The following is a 19,859-nucleotide window of genomic DNA, read 5'->3' on the forward strand; positions in this document are numbered from 1 at the left end:
GGCAGCGAGGAAGTCAGCATGTCCGACGGTACATCTCAACGCGATCCGGGGCGTGCGCCTGTGCGCTCTTCGCTGCCGAGCTATCTCACCGCGGACCCGCGCCGAAGACCGGATCCCGCGACCAGGGAGCTCGCTCACGGCTTAGGTTGGTTCTCGATCGGCCTCGGGGTGACCGAGGTGGCGTGTGGCGGTGCCATCGCTCGCTGGCTTGGAATGCCGCGCGCAGCCGCTGTCATCCGAGCCTATGGCGTCCGTGAACTCCTACAGGGGGTCGGGATCTTGGGCTCGCGTGATCCGACCCCCTGGGTCTCAGCGCGTGTCGCGGGCGACGCCCTCGACATCGCTACGGTCCTGCCCGGGCTTGAGGGCGATAATCCGCGCAAGGACAATGTGCTGATCACCCTCGTGGCGTTGCTTGGCGTGACCGCCGTCGACGTGATCTGTGCGCAGGACCTCGCGGAGGCACCCCTTGCCCCGTCGGAGACGGTCCGACGCGATTACCGCCGCCGCAGCGGCTTCCGCCGCCGTGCCGAGGCGATGCGGGGCGCGGCACGCACCTTCAAACCGCCACCCGACATCATTGGCCCGGAGGCGATGCGTCCTTGGACGCTGACCAACGTCTAAGGCTGGAAGGATGGCCGGCCGGTTGCGGCCTGTTCTCGGAGAGGCGGCGGGACGGGTCTTGTTGCGGACCGGTCCGCCCATCTCACACGGCCTCGGTCGTGAGCAGTCCCTGCGGCTCTGTCCGTTTCTAGATAGTCACTGTCATAGGCGGACGGGCAGAAAACGACCGCGATAAGACATACCGGCGCAAGATCTGGCGAAGCGTAAGCGGCGGCGCTTTCACGGCTTCGTTTTGATGATGTCATGCGCGTGGTTGGCCGCCTCAATCGCTGCGCCGTGATCAAGTGCCCACGCGCAGAGCGCCTCGAAGGGCTGACGTAGCGAATGGCCCAGCGGGGTGATCGCATACTCGACGCCGATGGGTGCGGTCGGCAGCACGGTCCGGGTCACCAGACCGTTGCGCTCCAGCCGCTTCAGCGCGTCCGCCAGCGCCTTGTGCGTGATGCCATCGAGCCGCCGCTTGATCGCATTGAACCGTGCCGGCCGCGGGCAGAGCACCGTGAGGATCAGGATCGTCCACTTATCGGCGATTTTGTCCAGCACCGGGCGGACCCGCGCCATGTTGGCGAGCGCGCACGCGGACAGGGCATCCAAGTCGGTATCATTGGCCATATCTAGGCTAACCTAAGTGCGTTCTTGATAGCAGATATACGATCTGTATCTCATGCGCCGTCGCAGATGAAGGGATGCCGCGATGGCGCGTATGGTGGACAAGGTTGCTCTCGTGGTTGGTGGCGCGAAGGGCATCGGCCTAGCGATCGCCGAGCGGCTGGCGATCGAGGGCGCGTCGGTCGTCTTCACCGGGCGGCGTGCCGACGAGGTCGCGGCAGCTGCCGCGAGGATCGGGCGCGGTGCGCGGGGTCTCGTCGCAGACGCAGCCTCACAGACGGATTTGCACCGTGTCGTGGCGACGGTGCGGGAGACGCAGGGCCGGATCGACGCGCTGGTGCTCAACGCGGGCATCTCGGAACCGGCGACCCTGCGCGACGGGACGGTCGAGCATTTCGACCGGCACTTCGCGGTCAACGTCCGTGGGGCCGTCTTCGGGTTGCAGGCGGCGCTGAGCGCGATGGGTCGGGGCGGGGCGGTCGTATTGGTGGGCTCCATCGCGGACGTCATGGGGGTGACGCCCTACGGAACTTACGCCGCCACGAAAGCGGCCCTGCGTTCCTACGCGCGCACATGGACCGCGGAACTGGCCCCCCAGGGCATCCGCGTGAACGTGGTGGCCCCCGGCCCGACCGACACCGCCATGATGGCGAGCGTGCCGGAGGCGGGGCGGGCGGCGCTGATCTCACCGATCCCGCTCGGCCGCATGGCGCGCCCTGAGGAAGTGGCTGCGGCCACACTGTTCCTCCTGAGCGACGAGGCGAGCTTCGTCGCGGGAGCCGAACTGTGCGTCGATGGCGGGATGCAACAGGTCTAGCGTCTCGATCACGGTTTCCGCGTGTCCGCTTCGGCCGGTTTGCATCCCCGAAGCGGACCGTCTCAAATCCACCCAACCCAGACCCCGGGTTGGTCGGTGCGTCCTGTCGAAACCCGACGTTCCCGCAGTCCTCAGCGCGCGGCTCGACCGCGCGTTGTAGTCGCGTCCACGACGCGCGGGACCGGTCCACGTGGCAGCAGCCCGTACATGTGCCGGCGGTCAGCCGCCGTGCGTTCGGAGCCACCCGGCGATCCCCTCCACCACCTGCTGCTCAAGGCCGTAGTAACCGTGGGGCGAGAGCGAGCCGCAGGCCCTGTCCGACCGCTGCAGACCGCCGGCGACGGCGAGGACGCGAACGTTTGGCGCGTGCGTCAGGGCTGCGGCGATGCGGGGGGCCATCTCGGGCGGAGCCACGTCGCAGGCGTCGTCGCGGTTGGCCACGACCAGCACCGGAACGCGCACGCCCTGCGGATCCGCGTCGAAGACCGTCTCGGTGCTCCGTCGCCCGGGCACGGACACGGACTCGGTCAACACCAGGCCCGCAATCAAGCCCGGCCGGGCGTGGGAGGCCCCGTTCATCGCCGCTATCGTCCCCTGGCTGGTGCCGACCAAGAAGACGGGCACAGGGGCTTGATCCCGCGCGTAGGCAGCCAGGCCGTCCACCAGCCCGCCGTAGGCCGGGGAGCTTCGCACGCCCCGCAGGTTTGCCTGATCGACGGTGTCGGGGATCAGCACGGCGTAGCCCCTTGCCACCCAGTCCGCCCGCGTGCGGATCACGAAGTTGTCCGCGTGGCGCAGGTCGCCGTCGCGCCGAACGCCGATGTCACCGGAGCCGCCCGGCAGCATGACCAGCGTCGCCCGTGGGTGAGGCGGTGCGTCGTAGAGGACGCGCTGGCCCAGACCGTCGCCGAGCGGCAGATCCACCACCCGCTCTCCCGCGACCAGGGCCTGCCTCACCGATCCGGTCTGAGCGATGGCCGGGGCGCCGAGCAGGCTGAGGGCGACGAGCGAGAGGGCGAATTGACCCGGCATCACAGCTCTCCCTGAACCGACCGATAGGAACGACCTGTTCGATGTCTGCAGACTGCGCTCGCGTTCCTGCAAGCAGGCTGAACGGGTTGGCCGAGGACATCAATTTCCAGTCACGATACGGACTGCATCGCTCCGTGTTCGAGAAACGAGCCGCGTTGCTTGTAGCCGAACGGCCTCGGGCCGGCGCATGCACCCTCCGGTTTCGCCCACTCGCTCACCCGCAGGACGTAGCGGGTCGCCGAACCACCGACGCGCAGACAGTTCGAAGGCCCGGGATCGCCGCAGATGGGCGCGACGGCGGCGTCGGCGTCATGCGTTTCGCGCTCAGAAGCGGACCGGCGGAAATCCACTGACCGCGCTCGTTCAAACGCTGAGACCGGGTGTCCGGACCTGGGCATCGCAGGTGACAGCGCGGAACCACGGAGGCTGGCCGCTGGGGTTGCGATGAGCCGGCCCCCTCCGTTCGTGAACGCGCCGAACGCACTCACGAAGGCTGAAGACGCCGATGTCGGATCAGCCCACGTCCGCATGAACTCAGTGTTTGCTGTGCGCGGCAGCGTAATTGCCAGGTGTCGCTGCCCCCTCCGGCTCGGAAAGCGAAAGGGCGGACTCCACGTCCGGCGCGTCATCGGTGACCCGAAGACCGTCAGCCGACCGGGTGAACGTCACATGCATCGCCGGTTGGCCAGCAGCGCGGGGCGCAGAGAGCGTGACGGATTGTTCAGGCGTTCCGAGAAGCGTCTCAAATCGCGTGGCCGATCCACCCTCCGCGGCCGTCGTGACGACGAGCAGCAATCCGTCTCTCTGATCCGTGAAATAGGCGATGCCGTGAGTCAGGCCCAAACCGATGGAATAGGCCTCCATCGATTTCATATGCCTGTCCATGGCAGACGCTGTATCCGACAGATAAAATGGCGCGCAGATCGCGGCAATCGAGGACAGGCAGACGCGATAGCCGATTTTGGACCGGGACTGAGTCATATCCAATTCCATTTCACAGTCAGACCGTCGCATCACCGCCTCCGGGTGATCCCGTATCGACTTCGATTGCGTGCGATGCTGGACTTTATTTCACCGATCTATGCCGAAGAGGCATGTCGATTTGCCGTCGCCGGGATTGCATCGCCATGACAAGTTCGCGGAACCGCGCTTCAGATGAAATATTCGGCATCCGCGCGCGAGCTATTGCGGCTGCGCCCGGCTCGGTCGCGTGCGTTCCGACGAGCATCCCGGCGCAACAGGCACGCGCACGACCCGCGCCGAGGGAGCCGCGAAGCCGCCCCGGTGGCGCATGGCCGAGCCGTCATGAAGCGCTACACGAGCCCACCGCGTCGCGATCGGAATCCGGAGGTCCGCTTCAGCGATCCCGCGCGGGCGGCTTGAGCGGCCGCGCAGGGTGCGGAACCGTCGATTCGGGTTGTCCGAGCTGCTCTTGAGGAACCGAGCCCGTTCGTGGCGTCGATCGCCGCTCCTCACGACGACCGGCGGTTCGCGCAAGGCGGGTATCGCGCCGGCTATCGCAGATGCTCGACCAGGCGCCAGCAGCCCTGCCTGTGCTCGAAGACATAGGCCTCGGGCGCGCCGAACGTCCGGATGAGGTTGCCCTCGGGGGAGAACTTGGCCCGGACGAGACCCAGGCGCATCCGGTCGCCGTCGAGCGTGAAGCTCAATTCGACCCGCGCCAGCTTGCCTGGGTCGCGGCCGGGCTCGTCGTAGGACCACATGTAATCGATCAGGGTCAGCCGGAACGGCTCGACGGGGCGCGCGACCGGCCTGGCCGGGTCGTTCAGGTCGCGCTCGGCGATCTGGGGGGCGCTGTAGGCCGCACGCAAAGCCGGATCGGTCACGATCGCGTTCAGGAACGCGGTGAATCCGTCCTCCGTCTTGTCGCAGGCCCCCGACGGCAAATCGGCGCGGGTCGCTGCCAGTCGCACCAGGCCAGGAGCCGCCATGGCGGTCGGCGCGGGGGCTGCGGCGGCCGGCTTGCCGCCCGGCAGGAGCAGGACCAGCAATGCGGTCGTGAGCCGGCGTTGCCTCATGACGGCGTTCCTTCTTTCCGGCACGCCGGGGCCAGCGGGACACGGCGTAGGGGACTCGAGACGCGCACCGCCATCCTCGGCCCGGCCGGCCCTGTCCAGGGGACTAGCTCATCGCCGCCCCACGGACGGACGCGCGTGCGTTTTGCCAGGGCCTCAAGGCGCGCGGAGGCGGCTCCCCGAACCGGTGCCACCCGCGACGCCGGATCTCCGGCAGGCGGCTGACCATGCGCGGCGCCCTCAGGTCATCGAGGGACCGGAATACCCGCCTCGCTATGCCCACGCGCTGCCCGCTGGAGACAGAAATCCCCTCGCGGACGGCGTCAGGCCTCACGCGATCGGGAAGCGGGACGATTGGAAAGCCCGAAAAACCCGGTTCCGGTCAGTTCAACGGACAGCGCCCAGAGCCGCTCAGCTTCTTCGGGATCCGCGGCATAGGCCTTGACGCCCACGAACGGCTCACCGGCCGCCTCCGCCCGCACGGCCACGTCGCAATCCTCGCAATAGAGGCCGCCGAGCCCGTCGAGCAGCGGCGCGGTCGCGGCCCAGACCTGGGTGGCGGCGCCCTGGGCCGGCGTCTTGAAGGTCGGGTCCGCCAGCGCGCCGGACGCGTCGAGCCAGCCCTCCGCGATCATCTCGGCCCGGGTCAGGTGGCGCTGGAGCGGTGTGAGGATCTTCCCCGGATGCAGCGAGAAGGCGCGGATGCCCCGGTCCCGGCCGAGCCGGTCGAGATGGACCGCGAACAGGGCGTTGGCGGTCTTCGCCTGGCCGTAGGCGCGCCACTTGTCGTAGCCGGACGCAAACTGGGGATCGTCCCAGCGGATCGGCGAGAGGTGGTGCCCGGCGGAGGAGACCGCGATCACCCGGGCACCGGACCGGAGCAGCGGCAGGAGGCGGTTGGTCAGGGCGAAATGGCCGAGATGGTTGGTCGCGAATTGCGCCTCCCAGCCCGGGCCAACCCGCATCTCCGGGCAGGCCATGAGGCCCGCATTGTTAATCAGCCAGTCGATCGGCCGGCCGGCGGCCAGGACGCCCTCGCCGAAACGCCGGACGCTGGCGAGGTCCGCCAGGTCGAGGGCATCGACCGTGACCCCGGGAATCGCCTGGGTCGCGATCCGGGCGGCATCCGGATCGCGGGCGCCGACCAGGATCGTCGCGCCCGCTCCCGCGAGCGCCCGGGTGGTCTCCAGGCCGAGGCCCGAATGGCCCCCGGTGACGAGGGCGTGCCGCCCCGTCAGGTCCCGCCCGGCCAGGACGTCGGCGGCGGTGCTGCGGGGGCCGAAGCCCGATCCGAGGGGATTCTGGTGATCGATCATGGTCCTGCTCCGCGGCGGCAAAGCGATGCCGCCCTATCCCCGGGATGATCGACCCGGGGCGCCGGACGCTCCATGCTGCGCCGTCCGCGAATCCGACGCGGGCGTCCGGTCGTCGCCATGGATCCGCTCTCCGACGTGCTGTCCCTGCTGAAGCCCCGGAGCGTGCTCAGCGCCGGGCTCGATGCCGGCGGCACCTGGGCGATCCGCTTCCCCGCCCATGACGGGATCAAATTCAACGCGGTGATGCGCGGCGCCTGCTGGGTGTCGGTGGAGGGCGAGGCCGAGCCGGTCCGGATCGCGGCCGGCGACTGTTTCCTGCTGACCCGCGGGCGGCCGTTCCGGCTCGCCACCGATCCCGGACTGCCGGCGATCGATGCGGCCACGATCTACGACCGGGCGGCCGACACTGTCGCGACCTGCAACGGCGGCGGCGCCTTCTTCCTGATCGGCGGGCGGTTCTTCTTCGAGGGCGCTCCGGCCGGCCTTCTGTTCGACGCGCTGCCGGCCATCGTGCATGTCCGGGACGCCACCAACCAGGCCGCGATCCTGCGCTGGGCTCTGGAGCAGTTGGCGGCCGAGCTGCGGCTGAGCGCGCCCGGCGGCACCCTGATGGCCGACCATCTCGCGCAGATCATGCTGCTCCAGGTGCTGCGGCTCTGGCTCGCCTCCGGGCGGCCGGCCGGCTGGCTCGGGGCGATCGCCGATCCGCGGCTGACGCGGGCGCTCACGGCCCTGCATGCCGAGCCGGCGCGGCGCTGGACGGTCGCGGAATTGGCCGGGCGCGCCGGCATGTCGCGCACGACGTTCGCGGAACGGTTCAGGGCGGTGGTCGGGCAGCCGCCGCTGGCCTATCTCGCCGGCTGGCGGATGCAGCTCGCGGCCGACCGGCTGCGCAGCTCGGATGCGCGCGTCGCTTCCATCGCGTATGCCGTCGGCTACGAATCCGAGACCGCGTTCCGCACCGCCTTTCGCCGGCAGATGCTGTGCACGCCGATGCAGTATCGGCGGAGAATGGCCGCATTGTTGCTGCACCGCACCCTGCGCTAAAGCTCGTCCGGAAAAGGTGGAGGCCGGCTTTTCGGGCGCGATGACGCGACCGAGACCGGACCGCCGGGACGCTGTCCGAGACCGAGCCGCGATGACGCCTTCCCTCTGGACCCGCCTGTCGAACCCCAGCCACTTCATGCGCTGGTCCGGCGCCCTGGTGCCGTGGCTCGCCGCCCTGTCGGCGGCCCTCGTCGGCCTGGGGCTGTACCTGACCTTCTTCGTCGTGCCGCCCGACTACCAGCAGGGCGAGACCGTGCGGATCATGTACATCCATGTCCCGGCGGCCTGGCTCGGGGTGTTCTTCTACGGCGCCATGAGCCTGTCGGCGATCGGCACCCTGGTCTGGCGCCATCCCCTGGCCGACGTCGCCCAGCGCGCCGCCGCGCCGATCGGGGCGGCCTTCACGCTGATCTGCCTGGTCACCGGCTCGCTCTGGGGCAAGCCGATGTGGGGCACCTACTGGGTCTGGGACGCGCGCCTGACCTCGATGCTGATCCTGCTGCTGATCTATTGCGGCATCATCGCCCTGTGGCGCACCCTGGAGGAGCCGAACCGGGCGGCTCGGGCCGTGGCGATCCTGACGCTCGTCGGCGCGGTGAACCTGCCGATCATCAAGTTCTCGGTGAACTGGTGGTCGACCCTGCACCAGCCGGCCTCGATCCTGCGCATGGGCGGCTCGACCATCGACCCGTCGATGCTCTACCCGCTGCTGATCATGATCGGCGCCGCGACGCTCGGCGGTACGACGCTCCACCTCTACGCGATGCGCACCGAGATCATGCGCCGCCGGGTGCGGACGCTGACGATCCGCGAGGCCGAGCGGCTGGACCGCACGCAGCCGCGCCTCACGCCGAAGCCCGCCGGGATGCCGGTCGGGCAGCCGGTCTAGGATATTCCCGATGGATCTCGGCTCCCACGGCGGCTTCATCGTCGCCGCCTACGCGTTCACGGCCCTGGTCATGGCCGGCCTGATCGGCAACGCCATCCGCGACCGGCGGGCGCAGCTGCGCGCCCTCAGGGGCTTCGGGGAGGAGCGGCGGTGACCGGCGACGACATCACCGACCGGCCGCCCCACGTCCGACGGTCGCTGCTGCTGGTCGTGCCGGTGCTGGCGTTTGCCGCGCTGGCCGCGGTGCTGTTCCTGCGCCTGCGCTCGGGCGCCGACCCGGCCGCCCTGCCCTCCGCGATGATCGGCAAGCCGGTGCCGAGCTTCAGCCTGCCGGCAGTGCCCGGGCTCAAGGTCGGGGACGCCCCGGTGCCGGGCCTGTCCAGCGCCGACCTGAAGGGCCAGATCACGGTGATCAACGTGTTCGCCTCGTGGTGCGCGCCCTGCCAGGTCGAGCACCCGATGCTGATGCGGCTCGCCCGGGAGCCCGGCATCCGGCTGGTCGGCATCGATTACAAGGAGCCGAACCCGGCCGCCGGCCAGCGCTTCCTGGCCCGGCACGGGGTGCCGTTCAGCGCCGTCGGGGCCGATGCCGACGGGCGCGCGGCGATCGATTTCGGCGTCTACGGGGTCCCTGAGACCTTCGTGGTCGGGCCGGACGGGGTGATCCGCGACAAGCTCGTCGGCATCCTCACGCCGGACAATTACGCCAGCGTGCTCACGCGGATCCGGGCGGCCGGAAAGGTCGCGCAGGCGCGCTGACTCTCACTCGCCCGGCTGCGGCTCCTTGCGCTCGTAGCGGCTGAGCAGCGGCGTCTGGGCCAGGGCGAACAGCACGGTGATCGGCATGATGCCGAACACCTTGAAGTTCACCCAGAAATCCTCGGTCTGGGTCCGCCACACGATCTCGTTCAGGGCCGCCAGGACGAAGAAGAACAGGCCCCAGCGGAAGGTGAGCTTGCGCCAGCCCTCCTCGGTGAGGCTGAACATCGAATCGAGCACCACCGACAGGAGCGAGCGCCCGAAGGCGAGGCCGCCGAGCAGCACGGTGCCGAACAAAGCGTTCACGATGGTCGGCTTGACCATGATGAAGGTCTTGTCCTGCAAGGCCAGGGTCAGGCCGCCGAACACCACCACGACCACGCCGGAGACGAGCGGCATGATCGGCAGGCGCCGCACCAGGACGAAGTGAACCGCCAGCGCCACCACGGTCGCCGCGATGAACACCCCGGTGGCCACGAACAGCTTCTGGTCGGGCGCCACGCCGAGGCGTTCCGAATAGGCATTGCCCAGGAAGAAGATGACGAGGGGCCCGAGCTCCAGCGCCAGCTTCACGAGCGGCGGCAGATGGCGGCGGGGGGGAACGGATTCGATCTGCATGCGCGTCAGTTGGCTCGGATGCGGCCCTCGCGTTAGGCTGGAGGCCGGGCTGGCGGTTTCGGGGCTGTGTGGAACGGGGGGCTCACGATGTCCATCACGATCGACAATGCCGAGGTCGAGGCGCTCCTCGCCGACCTCACGGCCACCACCCACCGCGCCGCGCCGGATCTGTTGCTCGAGCTGCTCCGGCGGGAGCGGGCGCGGGTGGCGGAGGAGGCGGAGCGCGACCGCGCCGCCGCCATCGCGTCGGGACGGTTGCTGCACGAGCGCACCTACGCAAGCCAGCTGGTCGACCCCCGGCCGATCGAAGAGATCCTGGCCTATGACGAGAACGGCCTGCCCGTGTGAGCACCGTCGTCATCGATAGCTCCGTCTTCATCGCGATCCTGAACCAGGAATCGGATGCCGACAGCTTCAGCGTCGCGATTCGCGCTCACCGGTATCGCGCGATGGCCTCGGCGACGTATCTCGAATGCGCCATCGTGATGTCACGCTGGGTAATAGGCCGTGTCGAACTCGACGATTGGCTCCTCCGCGAAGCGATCACGGTCGTCCCGGTCGACCACGCCCTCGCCCAGCTCGCCGCCGACGCCTTCGCCCGCTACGGCAAGGGCCGGCACCCGGCCGGGTTGAATTTCGGCGATTGCTTCGCCTACGCGCTGGCCCGGTCGCTGAACGCACCGCTCCTGTTCAAGGGCGACGACTTCGCCCGGACCGACGTGCTGCGCGTCGGCACCTGAAGCATCGTCCTGATCCGAAAGCCGGCAACCACCTTCCGGGACGATGCGCTAATCCTTCTCCAGCCCGGCGATCGCCCGGGCGAAGTCCCGGGCCGCGAACGGCTCCAGATCCTCCACGCCCTCGCCGACGCCGATGAAGTGCACCGGCAGGCCGAACTTGGCCGCCAGCGCCACCAAGATGCCGCCGCGGGCCGTGCCGTCGAGCTTGGTCATCACCAGCCCTGAGACCGGCGCCGCCTGCGAGAACAGCTCCACCTGCGAGATCGCGTTCTGGCCGACGGTGGCGTCGAGGACGAGGATCGTGGCGTGCGGCGCCTCCGGGTCCTGCTTGCGCAGCACGCGAACGATCTTCTCCAGCTCGGCCATCAGCCCGGCCTTGTTCTGGAGCCGTCCGGCGGTGTCGATCAGGAGCACGTCGGTCCCGGCGGCCCCCGCCTGCTTGAGCGCGTCGAAGGCGAGGCCGGCCGCGTCGGCCCCCTCCCCACCGCTGACCACCGGGGTGCCGGTGCGCGCGCCCCAGACCTTGAGCTGCTCCACCGCCGCCGCCCGGAACGTGTCGCCGGCCGCGAGCATCACGGTCCGGCCCTCCGCCCGCAGCTTCGAGGCGAGCTTGCCCAGAGTCGTGGTTTTGCCGGCGCCGTTGACGCCGACGGTCAGGATCACGAACGGCTTCTTCGTGCCGTCGATGACGAGCGGCACCGCCACGGGCTCCAGCGCCCGCTCCACCTCCGTGGCCAGGATCGCCCGGACCTCGTCGGGCGAGATGCCCTTCTCGTAGCGGCCCTTGCCGACGGCGTCCGAGATCCGCGTCGCGGTCTCCAGGCCGAAATCGGCCTGGATCAGGGCATCCTCCAGATCCTCCAGGGTGTTGGCGTCGAGCTTGCGCTTGGTGAACAGGCCGGTCATCCGGTCGGTCAGGGCCGACGAGGTCCGCTTCATCCCGGAGGTGAGACGGGTCCACCAGCCCTTGGCCTCGGGCTCCCGGTCCGGCCCGGCGCCGGCATCGTGGGCGAGCGCTGCGGCGGAATCCACCGGCTGGATGTCGGGCATCGGCGCGACCACCGGCTCCCGGTTCGCGTCCCCGGTATCGACCGGGTCGGCACCGTGCGCGGGATCGTCCCCGGCCGTGCCGGCGGGCGGCCGCTCGGGCTCGCCTTCGATCGGGAGCAGGTCCGCCCCCTCGACCACGTCGGCGACGGGGGCCTCCGTCTCCTCGGGCGGCAGCGGGATATGCGCGACGTCCTCGGCCCCGGTGGCGTAGTCGGGCTGGCCCTCGGAGGGCGAGGCCGGCGCATCCGCAGGCAGCTCCGTCTCCGCCTTGTGCGCGTCCGTGCCGTCGCCCGTGCTCTGGCCCTTGCGCCCGAACAGGCGCCCGAACCAGCCGGGCTTGTCCTCGCTCGCCATGAAACCTCGTCCTCGCCCCAGCTTGCCGACCCGATGCCGAACCCCTAGAGCCGTTGCCGACCGCGTTGCAAACGGCAACGGCTCCAAGTCCTTGGTTTGACGCGCTCGCCTGCGCCGAACCGGCCGCCGCTTCGGCGGCGCGCGCCCTGGCCCGACCGGATGTCCCTCACCTTCGACATAGGTGCCCGCCTCCTCTACCGCGATGCCCTGCTGCTCGTCATCGACAAGCCGCCGGGCCTGCCGGTCCATCCGGGCCCGCGCGGCGGCGAGACCCTGACCGACCATCTCGACGGCCTGCGCTTCGGCCTGCCGCGCCGCCCCGAGGCCGCGCACCGGCTCGACCGCGACACCTCCGGCTGCCTGGCGCTCGGCCGCCACGCCAAGGCGCTGGCCCGGCTCGGCAAGCTGTTTGCCGGCAACGCCGTGGACAAGACCTACTGGGCCGTGGTCGAGGGCGGCCCCGACGCGGAAACCGGCCGGATCGACCTGCCGCTGGCGCGCCGCTCCGACGATCCGCGCTCCTGGTGGATGAAGGCCGACCCGGCGGGCGACCCGGCCCTGACCGATTGGCGCGTCCTGGGCCGGGCCGGTGGCCGGACCTGGCTGGAGCTGAAGCCGGTCACCGGCCGGACGCACCAGCTCCGGGTCCATTGCGCCGCCTCCGGCTGGCCGATTTTGGGAGATTCGATCTACGGCAGCGCCCCCCGGGGCGGCAGCCTGCACCTGCACGCGCGGACGCTGACGATCCCGCTCTACCCGAAGCGGGAGGCGATCACCGTCGAAGCGTCACCGCCGGCGCATATCGCGGACGCCGTAGCGCGAATGGGCGGCTAGACCGGCATCCGGTTTCTGGTGACGGTTTCGCGGCGCCAGCCGTCATGGCGAGCGTAGCGAAGCAACCTAGGGATACGCCTCGTTCGGAAACCGTGCGGTGCACTGGGTTGCTTCGCTGCGCTCGCAATGACGGTTCGGATAAGAATGCTGCGGTTTGAGGGGCTTCACGCCGCGATCAGCCGCGCCCCGTCATGCCCCGCGATCGTGACCGCGTGGAACGTCCCCGCCTCCGCCTCTCCGGCCAGCCGCACCGGCGTGAAATCCGGGCTCCGACCGGTGCCGCCGCGCTCGGCCAGGACCGTCAGCGTGCGGCCGACCTGCCCGTCGAGGTGCCGGCGCAGGGCGGCGGCGCCGGCCGCGCGCAGGCGGGCGGCGCGGTCGCGGATCGCGTCCGGCGCCACCGGGGGCATGCGGGCGGCCGGCGTCCCGGGGCGGGGGGAATAGGGGAAGACGTGCAGATGCGTCAGCCCGCACTCGGCCACGAGGTCGAGGGAGCGGGCGAACTGGTCCTCGGTCTCGGTGGGGAAGCCCGCGATCAGGTCGGCGCCGAATACCACGTCCGGGCGCAGGGCGCGGACGGTCGCGCAGAAGCGGATCGCGTCGGCGCGGCTGTGGCGGCGCTTCATGCGCTTGAGGATCAGGTCGTCGCCGGCCTGGAGGGACAGGTGCAGGTGCGGCATCAGCCGCTCCTCCTCGGCGAGCGCGGCGAGCAGCGCGTCGTCGACTTCCACCGAGTCGATCGAAGAGATGCGCAGGCGCGCGAGCTCCGGCACCGCCCGCAGGATCGCCCGCACGAGGCCCCCGAGGGAGAGCGACGGTTCGGGCAGGTCGCGGCCATAGGCGGTGAGGTCGACGCCGGTGAGCACGACCTCGCGGCCGCCATGGGCCACGATGGTCTCGACCTGGGCGACGACCTCGGCCACCGGCACCGAGCGCGACGCGCCCCGGCCGAACGGGATGATGCAGAAGGTGCAGCGGTGATCGCAGCCGTTCTGCACCGGCACGAAGGCCCGCGTATGGCCGGCGATCGCGGCGATCCGGGTCGGCGCGACGGTGCGGGCCGCCATGACGGCGCCCGGTCCGGTGGCGGCGGGCGACCAGCCCGCCGGGCTCAGCTTCTCGGCATTGCCGACGAGCCGCGCCACCTCCGGCATGGCCGCGTAGGCCTCGGTCTCGACCTCGGCGCCGCAGCCGGTGACCACGATCTCGGTGCCGGGCCGCTCCCGGGCGATCCGGCGGATCGCCTTACGGGCCTGGCGGCCGGCCTCCTGGGTCACCGCGCAGGTGTTGACCACCACCCGGTCGCGCCCGTCGGCAGCCGCGTGGACGCGCAGGGCCTCCGATTCCACGGTGTTGAGCCGGCACCCGAAGGTCAGGGTCTCGACGCCCATCAGGTGGCGCCGGAAAACAGCTCCGGCGCCAGATTGCCCTCGGCGACGAGCGCGACCGGGCCGGTCATCAGGACATGGTCGTCGGCGCGCCATTCCACGAACAATTCGCCCCCGGGGAGCCGGACATGGGCCTGCCGGCCGATCATCCGCAGGCGCGAGGCCGCCACCACGGTGGCGCAGGCGGCTGTGCCGCAGGCGAGCGTCAGCCCGGCACCGCGCTCCCAGACCCGCAGGGTGATCGCCTCGCGCTCGGTCACCTGCGCGATCGAGATGTTGGCGCGCTCCGGGAAGAGCGGATGGTTCTCCAGCATCGGCCCGATCCGGGCGAGGTCGTAGGAGGCGGGATCCCGGTCCACGAAGAACACCGCGTGCGGGTTGCCCATGTTCACGGCGGCCGGCGAGTGCAGGATCGGCTCGTCGATCGGGCCGATCTGCAATTCGATCCGCCGCGTGTCGGGGAACGGCTCGGACAGGGGGATCTCGTCCCAGGCGAGCTTCGGACGGCCCATATCCACCGTGAAGGCGCGCTCCGAGATCCGGCGCACGCCGACCCGCCCGGCCGCCGTCTCCAGGACCAACCTGCCGCCCTCGGCGGGGCGGGCCATGGCCGGGTCGTCGAGCATCGCGTAGGCGACGCAGCGGGTGCCGTTGCCGCAGGCGCCGGCTTCGGAGCCGTCGGTGTTGTAGATCCGCATGAACGCGTCGGTGCCGGAGCTCACGGGATCGTGCAGCACCATGAGCTGGTCGAAGCTCGAGCCGGGATCCTGCGCGATCGCCCGCGCCTCCTCGGGCCGGACTTTGACGGTCGAGCCGCGCAGGTCCAGCACCACGATCGCGTTGCCGGCGCCGTGCATCTTCAGGAAGCGTCTATGGGCGAGTGCGCTCATGCGGCCAGAAGCTTTGAGGGGATCGAGCGGCTATATGGCAAACCCGCTCGCCCGACGCGAGGGGGGCCGGCAGCGTGGCAGATGCGCCGCACCCGCCGCTCTCGTGCCCCGCGCCCTCGCGGGCGGGCCGGATCGCCACTAGGTTAGCCGGCGGGAGCCCAAGCGACGATCCGCCGGGACCCGACCGGAGCGCCACCCGTGATCCGCCTTCGTTCTCTCGTCGCTCTCTCGACCGCCCTGCTGCTCGCAGCCGGCGGTCCCCTGGCCGCGCAGCAGCAGCCGGCACCGCCACCCTCCACGGCGCCGGCGCCCGCCCAGACCAGTCCGCTGCCGACCACCACGGCCCCCAACCCGGTCGCCGACCCGACCAAGAGCGCCGCCCCGGCGCCGCAGCAGGCGGTCGCCCCGCCGCCCGCCGGCCAGGCCGCCGTGGGGACACCCGGGCGGCCGACGCTGATCGAGAAACCCGGCGAGCCCGGCGACGTCGACGAGGTGACCCTGCCGGCCAAGCCCGCCGCGATCGTCTCGGGCAAGACCAAGTGGGAGGAGGCCATCGTCAACCTGACCAAGGCCTTCACGCGGATCGAGGCGGATCTCGCCAAGCTCGGCATCGCCCCGGCGGGCCGGCCGCTGGCGGTGTTCACCCGCACGGACGATGACGGTTTCGAGTTCGAGGCGATGATCCCGGTGGCCGCCGCCCCGAACCCGGCCCCCGCCGAGGCCGACGGGATGCGCTTCGGCACGACGCCGTCCGGCAAGGCCCTGCGCTTCCCCCACCGGGGCTCCTACGAGTCGATCGACGGCACCTACGAGACGCTGACGGCCTATCTCGACGCCAAGGACATCGTGGTCCAGGACCGCTTCGTCGAGGAATACGCCACCGACCTCAAGGACGGCACCGACGACAACCTCGACGTGAATATCTTTGCGCTGGTGAAGTAGGCTGCTCGAACACGGCCACAGAAAGAATTTTTGTTTTGTTCGACAAGCGAACGGTCGCCGGGGGGTAATCGTCCGCCCTGTGATCCCGGGGCCGCGAGGCGCAGCCCGGGATCCATTACCTCTGACAGCTCAAGATTTTGCGCCGTCGGCGGTTCTGGGTTCCGGGCTCGCCTGCGGCGCCCCGGAATGACCGTGTGACTCATCCGGCCGTCGGTCCATCTTCGATCATAGAACGACATTCGGCAGCGCCTTGATCTGCCGAACAACCATTCCCTCGCGCGATGATCCAATAATCCCATGCGCACGTCGCGTGGCCTCGGCCGATGGACAGATCGCCGCTGGTTTCGGCGCCCCGGAACAGCGGCGGCGGCTTGCGGATTCCCCGTGCATGCCGACGTCCCTGTTCCCCACCCCCTCCGCACCGCCGTCGCGCCGTAGGGCCGCGCCGTCGCCGGCCGACCCGGCTGTCGCCGACAAGGCGCTCGCGATCCACGCCCGGCTCTGCCCGGTCTATGGCTGCCCGATCCCATATTTCCACAGTCTCGATCCGGTCAGCGAGTTGGTCTCGTCGCTGCTCTCGCACCGGACCCGCAACGCCGAATCCGGTCGGGCCTTCAAGGCCCTGCGCGCCCGCTTCCCGGATTGGGAGTCGGTGATCGACGCGGAGGTGCCGGAGATCCAGGAGGCCATCGCCGGGGTGACCTGGCCGGAGCTGAAGGCGCCGCGGATCCGCGAGGTCCTCATCGCCGTGCGCGAGCGCTGCGGCAGCCTCGACCTCGCCTTCCTGGGCGACCTGGATGTCGCGGCGGCCCGCGCCTGGCTGGAGGCGATCCCCGGGATCGGCCCCAAGACCAGCGCGGCAGTCCTGTCATTCTCGACCCTGCGGATGCCGGCCCTGCCGGTGGACAGCCACCACCACCGGGTCGCCCAACGGCTCGGCCTGATCGGGCCCCGGGTCGATGTCGGGCCCTCGCACGCGATCCTGCGGGCGCAGTTGCCGGCCGACTGGAGCGCGCAGGCGCTCTACGACAATCACGAGATCCTGATGCTGCACGGCCAGCAGGTCTGCCACCATCGCCGCCCCGCCTGCGGGCGCTGCGTCCTGGTCGATCTCTGCCCGAGCGCGGCCCTCGGCGCGCGGGAGCCGTGACGGCATCCTTGACCGGTCCGGGCCGCGGGTGCGAGTAACCCCGCGCCCGGCAGGCGCGGAGCCCCGGCGTCTTCGTTTTCAGGATCGGCGCCGATGGCCGCGTTCACCGAATTGGTCTTCTCGGGCGTCCAGCCCACCGGCAACCTGCATCTGGGCAATTACCTCGGGGCAGTGAAGCGCTTCGTGGAGATGCAGGGGCGCGAGGCGCAGTGCCTGTACTGCGTGGTCGACCTGCACGCGATCACCGTCTGGCAGGACCCGGAGGCCCTGCGCGGCCAGATCCGCGAGGTCACGGCCGCGTTCCTGGCCGCCGGCATCGATCCGAAGCGCTCGATCGTGTTCAACCAGAGCCAGGTGCCCCAGCACGCCGAGCTCGCCTGGGTGTTCAACTGCGTCGCGCGGCTGGGCTGGCTGAACCGCATGACCCAGTTCAAGGAGAAGGCCGGCAAGGACCGGGAGAACGCCTCGATCGGGCTCTACGATTACCCGGTGCTGATGGCGGCCGACATCCTGGCCTACCGGGCCACCCACGTCCCCGTGGGCGAAGACCAGAAGCAGCATCTGGAGCTGACCCGGGACATCGCCCAGAAGTTCAACACCGACTTCGCGAAGTCGATCGCGGCCCACGGCCACGGCGAGGGGTTCTTCCCGATCACCGAGCCGCTGATCGGCGGGCCGGCGGCGCGGGTCATGTCGTTGCGGGACGGATCCAAAAAAATGTCGAAGTCGGACCCGTCCGACAACGCGCGCATCAACCTCACCGACGAGGCCGACACGATCGCCCAGAAGATCCGGCGGGCGAAGACCGACTCGGAGCCCCTGCCCTCCGAGATCGCCGGGCTCAAGGAGCGGCCGGAGGCCGACAACCTCGTGGGGATCTACGCCGCGCTCGCCGGCATCACCCGCGAGGCGGTGCTGCGCGATTTCGGCGGGGCGCAGTTCTCGACCTTCAAGCCGGCTTTGGCCGACCTCGCGGTGACGAACCTCGCGCCGATCGCCGGGGAGATGCGCCGGCTGACCGCCGATCCCGGTCATATCGATGCCGTGCTGGCCGACGGCGCCGGGCGGGCCGAGACGATCGCGGCCCAGACCCTCGACGCGGTGAAGGATATCGTCGGCTTCGTCCGCCGGAGCCCGAACCTCCAGGCGGTCCGGTGACGGTCCGGGCGCTCGTCTTCGACGTCTTCGGGACGCTCGTCGACTGGCGCTCCGGGGTCGCCCGGGAGGCCGCGCGCCTGCTCGCCCCCTACGCCCCGGCCCTGGATGCCGGCGCCTTCGCGGATGCCGATTCTTTCACCGATACTTGGCGCGCCCGCTACAACCCGTCGATGGAGACCGTGCGCTCCGGCGCCCGGCCCTTCGTCGACCTCGATACCCTGCAGGCGGAATCCCTGCCCGACGTGCTGGCGCAGTTCGGCATCGCGGGCGTGCCCGAGGACGTGCGGCGGGAGCTGGTCCAGGCCTGGCACCGGCTCGACGCCTGGCCCGAGGTGCCCGACGCCATGCGCCGGCTGCGGGAGCGGCACCTCCTGGCGCCGAACTCCAACGGCCATGTCCGGCTCATGGCCGACCTCGCCCGGCGCAACGGCTTCGTCTTCGACGCGATCCTGGGCGCCGGCTATTCCCGGGACTACAAGCCCAAACCCGCGCTCTACCGCGACGCGGTGGCGGCCTTCGGCTTCGCGCCGGCGGAGACCCTGATGGTCGCCGCCCATTCGAACGACCTCGCGGCGGCGGCGAGCCACGGCCTGTCCACCGCACACATCGCCCGGCCGCACGAGCACGGGCCGGCCGGCGGCGAAACCGCGCCCAGCGTCCCGGTGACCTACGCGGCCCGGGACCTCGCGGACCTGGCCGACCAGCTCGGCTGCTGACGAGAGACGAAAGGGGGAGCACGATGGCCGATTGGAACCCCGCCCTCTACATCCGCTTCGAGGACGAGCGCACCCGCCCGGCGGCCGAGCTCCTGGCCCGGGTGCCCCTCGACGCCGCGCGCCTCGCCTACGATCTCGGCTGCGGTCCCGGCAATTCGACGGCCCTGATCGCGGCGCGCTTCCCCGAGGCCGAGGTGATCGGCCTCGACACCTCGCCGGCCATGCTCGAGAGCGCGCGGACCCGGCTGCCGGGCCTCGGCTTCGCACTGGCCGACGCCGCGACCTGGACACCGGAGCGGGCGCCGGACCTGATCTACGCCAACGCCGTGCTGCAATGGCTGCCCGACCATCCAGTGCTGCTGCCCCGATTGTTCGGGCTTCTGGCGCCCGGCGGCGTGCTGGCGGTGCAGATGCCCGACAATCTCGCCGAGCCCTCGCACCGGCTGATGCGCGAGACCGCCGCGTCCGGTCCCTGGGCTGAAGCGATCGGCGATCCGGCCGTGGCCGGGCGTGTCGGGCGGATGCTGGATCCGGCCGGCTATTACGACCTGCTGGCGCCGCTCGCCGCCGACCTGGATGTCTGGCGCACCGCCTATCATCACCCGATGGCGGATGCCGCCGCCATCGTCTCCTGGGTCCGGGCCACCGGGCTGCGCCCGTTCCTCGACCCGCTGGACCCGGACCAGACGGCCGGGTTCCTCGCCGCCTACGAAACCGCCATCGACGCCGGCTACCCGCCGCTCAGCGACGGCCGGCGGCTGCTGGCCTTCCCGCGGGTGTTCATCGTCGCCCGCAAGGGCGGGTAGCGGCCCCGGTTTCTGCGAGCCCGGCTGACATCGCGCGCTTCGTCGGACCGCCCGTAGCGTCGCTTCGCGCACGCTCACACGGAC

At 70.6% G+C, this 19,859-nt stretch carries 23 protein-coding genes; 14 read left to right on the top strand and 9 right to left on the bottom strand.

The window, feature by feature from the left end:
• Positions 1–18: 18 nt before the first annotated feature.
• Complete coding sequence (locus tag BMZ47_RS13785; protein ID WP_091863078.1) at positions 19–624, top strand: cyclase dehydrase; 606 nt, start codon at positions 19–21, stop codon at positions 622–624.
• 219 nt (positions 625–843) lie between these two features.
• Here BMZ47_RS13785 and BMZ47_RS13790 read toward each other — a convergent pair whose 3' ends face one another.
• Positions 844–1,236 carry a winged helix-turn-helix transcriptional regulator gene (locus tag BMZ47_RS13790; RefSeq protein WP_091863080.1) on the bottom strand — a complete coding sequence of 131 codons (393 nt, stop codon included), beginning with the start codon at positions 1,234–1,236 and terminating at the stop codon, positions 844–846.
• An 82-nt stretch (positions 1,237–1,318) separates the two neighbouring features.
• Between BMZ47_RS13790 and BMZ47_RS13795 the strand changes: the two genes are divergently transcribed.
• Complete coding sequence (locus BMZ47_RS13795) at positions 1,319–2,050, top strand: SDR family NAD(P)-dependent oxidoreductase (protein ID WP_007561929.1); 732 nt, start codon at positions 1,319–1,321, stop codon at positions 2,048–2,050.
• Positions 2,051–2,269: 219 nt separating this feature from the next.
• Here BMZ47_RS13795 and BMZ47_RS13800 read toward each other — a convergent pair whose 3' ends face one another.
• From BMZ47_RS13800 to BMZ47_RS13815, 4 genes are all read right to left on the bottom strand, one after another.
• Complete coding sequence (locus BMZ47_RS13800) at positions 2,270–3,082, bottom strand: alpha/beta hydrolase (RefSeq protein WP_091863082.1); 813 nt, start codon at positions 3,080–3,082, stop codon at positions 2,270–2,272.
• Positions 3,083–3,616: 534 nt separating this feature from the next.
• Complete coding sequence (locus BMZ47_RS13805) at positions 3,617–4,096, bottom strand: hypothetical protein (RefSeq protein ID WP_139220979.1); 480 nt, start codon at positions 4,094–4,096, stop codon at positions 3,617–3,619.
• Positions 4,097–4,596: 500 nt separating this feature from the next.
• Entirely contained in the window at positions 4,597–5,121 is a 525-nt protein-coding gene (locus BMZ47_RS13810) for a hypothetical protein (protein WP_091863085.1), read from the bottom strand.
• 320 nt (positions 5,122–5,441) lie between these two features.
• Positions 5,442–6,434 carry an SDR family NAD(P)-dependent oxidoreductase gene (locus tag BMZ47_RS13815; protein ID WP_091863087.1) on the bottom strand — a complete coding sequence of 331 codons (993 nt, stop codon included), beginning with the start codon at positions 6,432–6,434 and terminating at the stop codon, positions 5,442–5,444.
• A 117-nt stretch (positions 6,435–6,551) separates the two neighbouring features.
• On the opposite strand from BMZ47_RS13815, the gene BMZ47_RS13820 reads away from it, so the two are divergent.
• From BMZ47_RS13820 to BMZ47_RS13835, 4 genes are all read left to right on the top strand, one after another.
• On the top strand, positions 6,552–7,481 hold the full coding sequence (locus tag BMZ47_RS13820) for an AraC family transcriptional regulator (protein WP_091863088.1): 930 nt from the start codon (positions 6,552–6,554) through the stop codon (positions 7,479–7,481).
• A 91-nt stretch (positions 7,482–7,572) separates the two neighbouring features.
• Positions 7,573–8,370: a heme ABC transporter permease gene (locus BMZ47_RS13825; protein WP_007561919.1), complete on the top strand. Its 798-nt coding sequence runs from the start codon at positions 7,573–7,575 to the stop codon at positions 8,368–8,370.
• A gap of 10 nt (positions 8,371–8,380) precedes the next feature.
• Positions 8,381–8,524, top strand: coding sequence for a heme exporter protein CcmD (ccmD, locus tag BMZ47_RS13830; protein ID WP_007561917.1), 144 nt, complete (start codon positions 8,381–8,383; stop codon positions 8,522–8,524).
• The gene (locus tag BMZ47_RS13835; RefSeq protein ID WP_091863089.1) at positions 8,521–9,129 is read left to right on the top strand and encodes a DsbE family thiol:disulfide interchange protein; all 609 of its coding nucleotides are present in this window, start codon (positions 8,521–8,523) and stop codon (positions 9,127–9,129) included. Before ccmD ends, BMZ47_RS13835 begins: the two co-directional genes overlap by 4 nt.
• Positions 9,130–9,132: 3 nt before the next feature.
• Here the strand turns inward: BMZ47_RS13835 and BMZ47_RS13840 are convergent, their stop codons facing one another.
• A complete protein-coding gene (locus tag BMZ47_RS13840) occupies positions 9,133–9,747 on the bottom strand; it encodes a septation protein A (protein ID WP_050733290.1) in 615 nt (204 codons plus the stop codon).
• Positions 9,748–9,834: 87 nt separating this feature from the next.
• Here BMZ47_RS13840 and BMZ47_RS13845 point away from each other — a divergent pair, with 87 nt between their 5' ends.
• Positions 9,835–10,095, top strand: a complete 261-nt coding sequence (locus BMZ47_RS13845; RefSeq protein WP_091863090.1) for a hypothetical protein — start codon at positions 9,835–9,837, stop codon at positions 10,093–10,095.
• Positions 10,092–10,487: a type II toxin-antitoxin system VapC family toxin gene (locus BMZ47_RS13850; protein WP_091863091.1), complete on the top strand. Its 396-nt coding sequence runs from the start codon at positions 10,092–10,094 to the stop codon at positions 10,485–10,487. Before BMZ47_RS13845 ends, BMZ47_RS13850 begins: the two co-directional genes overlap by 4 nt.
• Before the next feature lie 48 nt (positions 10,488–10,535).
• Here BMZ47_RS13850 and ftsY read toward each other — a convergent pair whose 3' ends face one another.
• Positions 10,536–11,891 carry a signal recognition particle-docking protein FtsY gene (gene ftsY, locus BMZ47_RS13855; protein WP_091863092.1) on the bottom strand — a complete coding sequence of 452 codons (1,356 nt, stop codon included), beginning with the start codon at positions 11,889–11,891 and terminating at the stop codon, positions 10,536–10,538.
• Positions 11,892–12,050: 159 nt separating this feature from the next.
• Here ftsY and BMZ47_RS13860 point away from each other — a divergent pair, with 159 nt between their 5' ends.
• Positions 12,051–12,725 (top strand): RluA family pseudouridine synthase, encoded by a 675-nt coding sequence (locus BMZ47_RS13860; RefSeq protein WP_091863093.1) that lies wholly within the window; start codon positions 12,051–12,053, stop codon positions 12,723–12,725.
• Between the two features lie 164 nt (positions 12,726–12,889).
• Here the strand turns inward: BMZ47_RS13860 and mtaB are convergent, their stop codons facing one another.
• Both mtaB and dapF read right to left on the bottom strand, forming a co-directional pair.
• Positions 12,890–14,116, bottom strand: a complete 1,227-nt coding sequence (gene mtaB, locus BMZ47_RS13865; protein WP_091863094.1) for a tRNA (N(6)-L-threonylcarbamoyladenosine(37)-C(2))-methylthiotransferase MtaB — start codon at positions 14,114–14,116, stop codon at positions 12,890–12,892.
• Positions 14,116–15,003, bottom strand: coding sequence for a diaminopimelate epimerase (gene dapF, locus BMZ47_RS13870; RefSeq protein WP_091863095.1), 888 nt, complete (start codon positions 15,001–15,003; stop codon positions 14,116–14,118). The genes mtaB and dapF overlap by 1 nt, the downstream gene beginning before the upstream one ends.
• A 198-nt stretch (positions 15,004–15,201) precedes the next feature.
• Between dapF and BMZ47_RS13875 the strand changes: the two genes are divergently transcribed.
• From BMZ47_RS13875 to tam, 5 genes are all read left to right on the top strand, one after another.
• Positions 15,202–15,945 (top strand): GyrI-like domain-containing protein, encoded by a 744-nt coding sequence (locus BMZ47_RS13875; RefSeq protein ID WP_007561898.1) that lies wholly within the window; start codon positions 15,202–15,204, stop codon positions 15,943–15,945.
• A gap of 388 nt (positions 15,946–16,333) precedes the next feature.
• Complete coding sequence (locus tag BMZ47_RS13880) at positions 16,334–17,095, top strand: endonuclease III domain-containing protein (protein WP_091863096.1); 762 nt, start codon at positions 16,334–16,336, stop codon at positions 17,093–17,095.
• Between the two features lie 93 nt (positions 17,096–17,188).
• Complete coding sequence (trpS, locus tag BMZ47_RS13885; protein ID WP_091863097.1) at positions 17,189–18,253, top strand: tryptophan--tRNA ligase; 1,065 nt, start codon at positions 17,189–17,191, stop codon at positions 18,251–18,253.
• Positions 18,250–18,969 (top strand): haloacid dehalogenase type II, encoded by a 720-nt coding sequence (locus tag BMZ47_RS13890; protein WP_091863098.1) that lies wholly within the window; start codon positions 18,250–18,252, stop codon positions 18,967–18,969. The genes trpS and BMZ47_RS13890 overlap by 4 nt, the downstream gene beginning before the upstream one ends.
• 23 nt (positions 18,970–18,992) lie before the next feature.
• Positions 18,993–19,775, top strand: coding sequence for a trans-aconitate 2-methyltransferase (gene tam / locus BMZ47_RS13895; protein ID WP_091863099.1), 783 nt, complete (start codon positions 18,993–18,995; stop codon positions 19,773–19,775).
• The last annotated feature ends 84 nt before the right edge of the window (positions 19,776–19,859 follow it).

Origin of the sequence: Methylobacterium brachiatum, assembly GCF_900113845.1 — a bacterium.
Classification (GTDB): Bacteria; Pseudomonadota; Alphaproteobacteria; order Rhizobiales; family Beijerinckiaceae; genus Methylobacterium; species Methylobacterium brachiatum.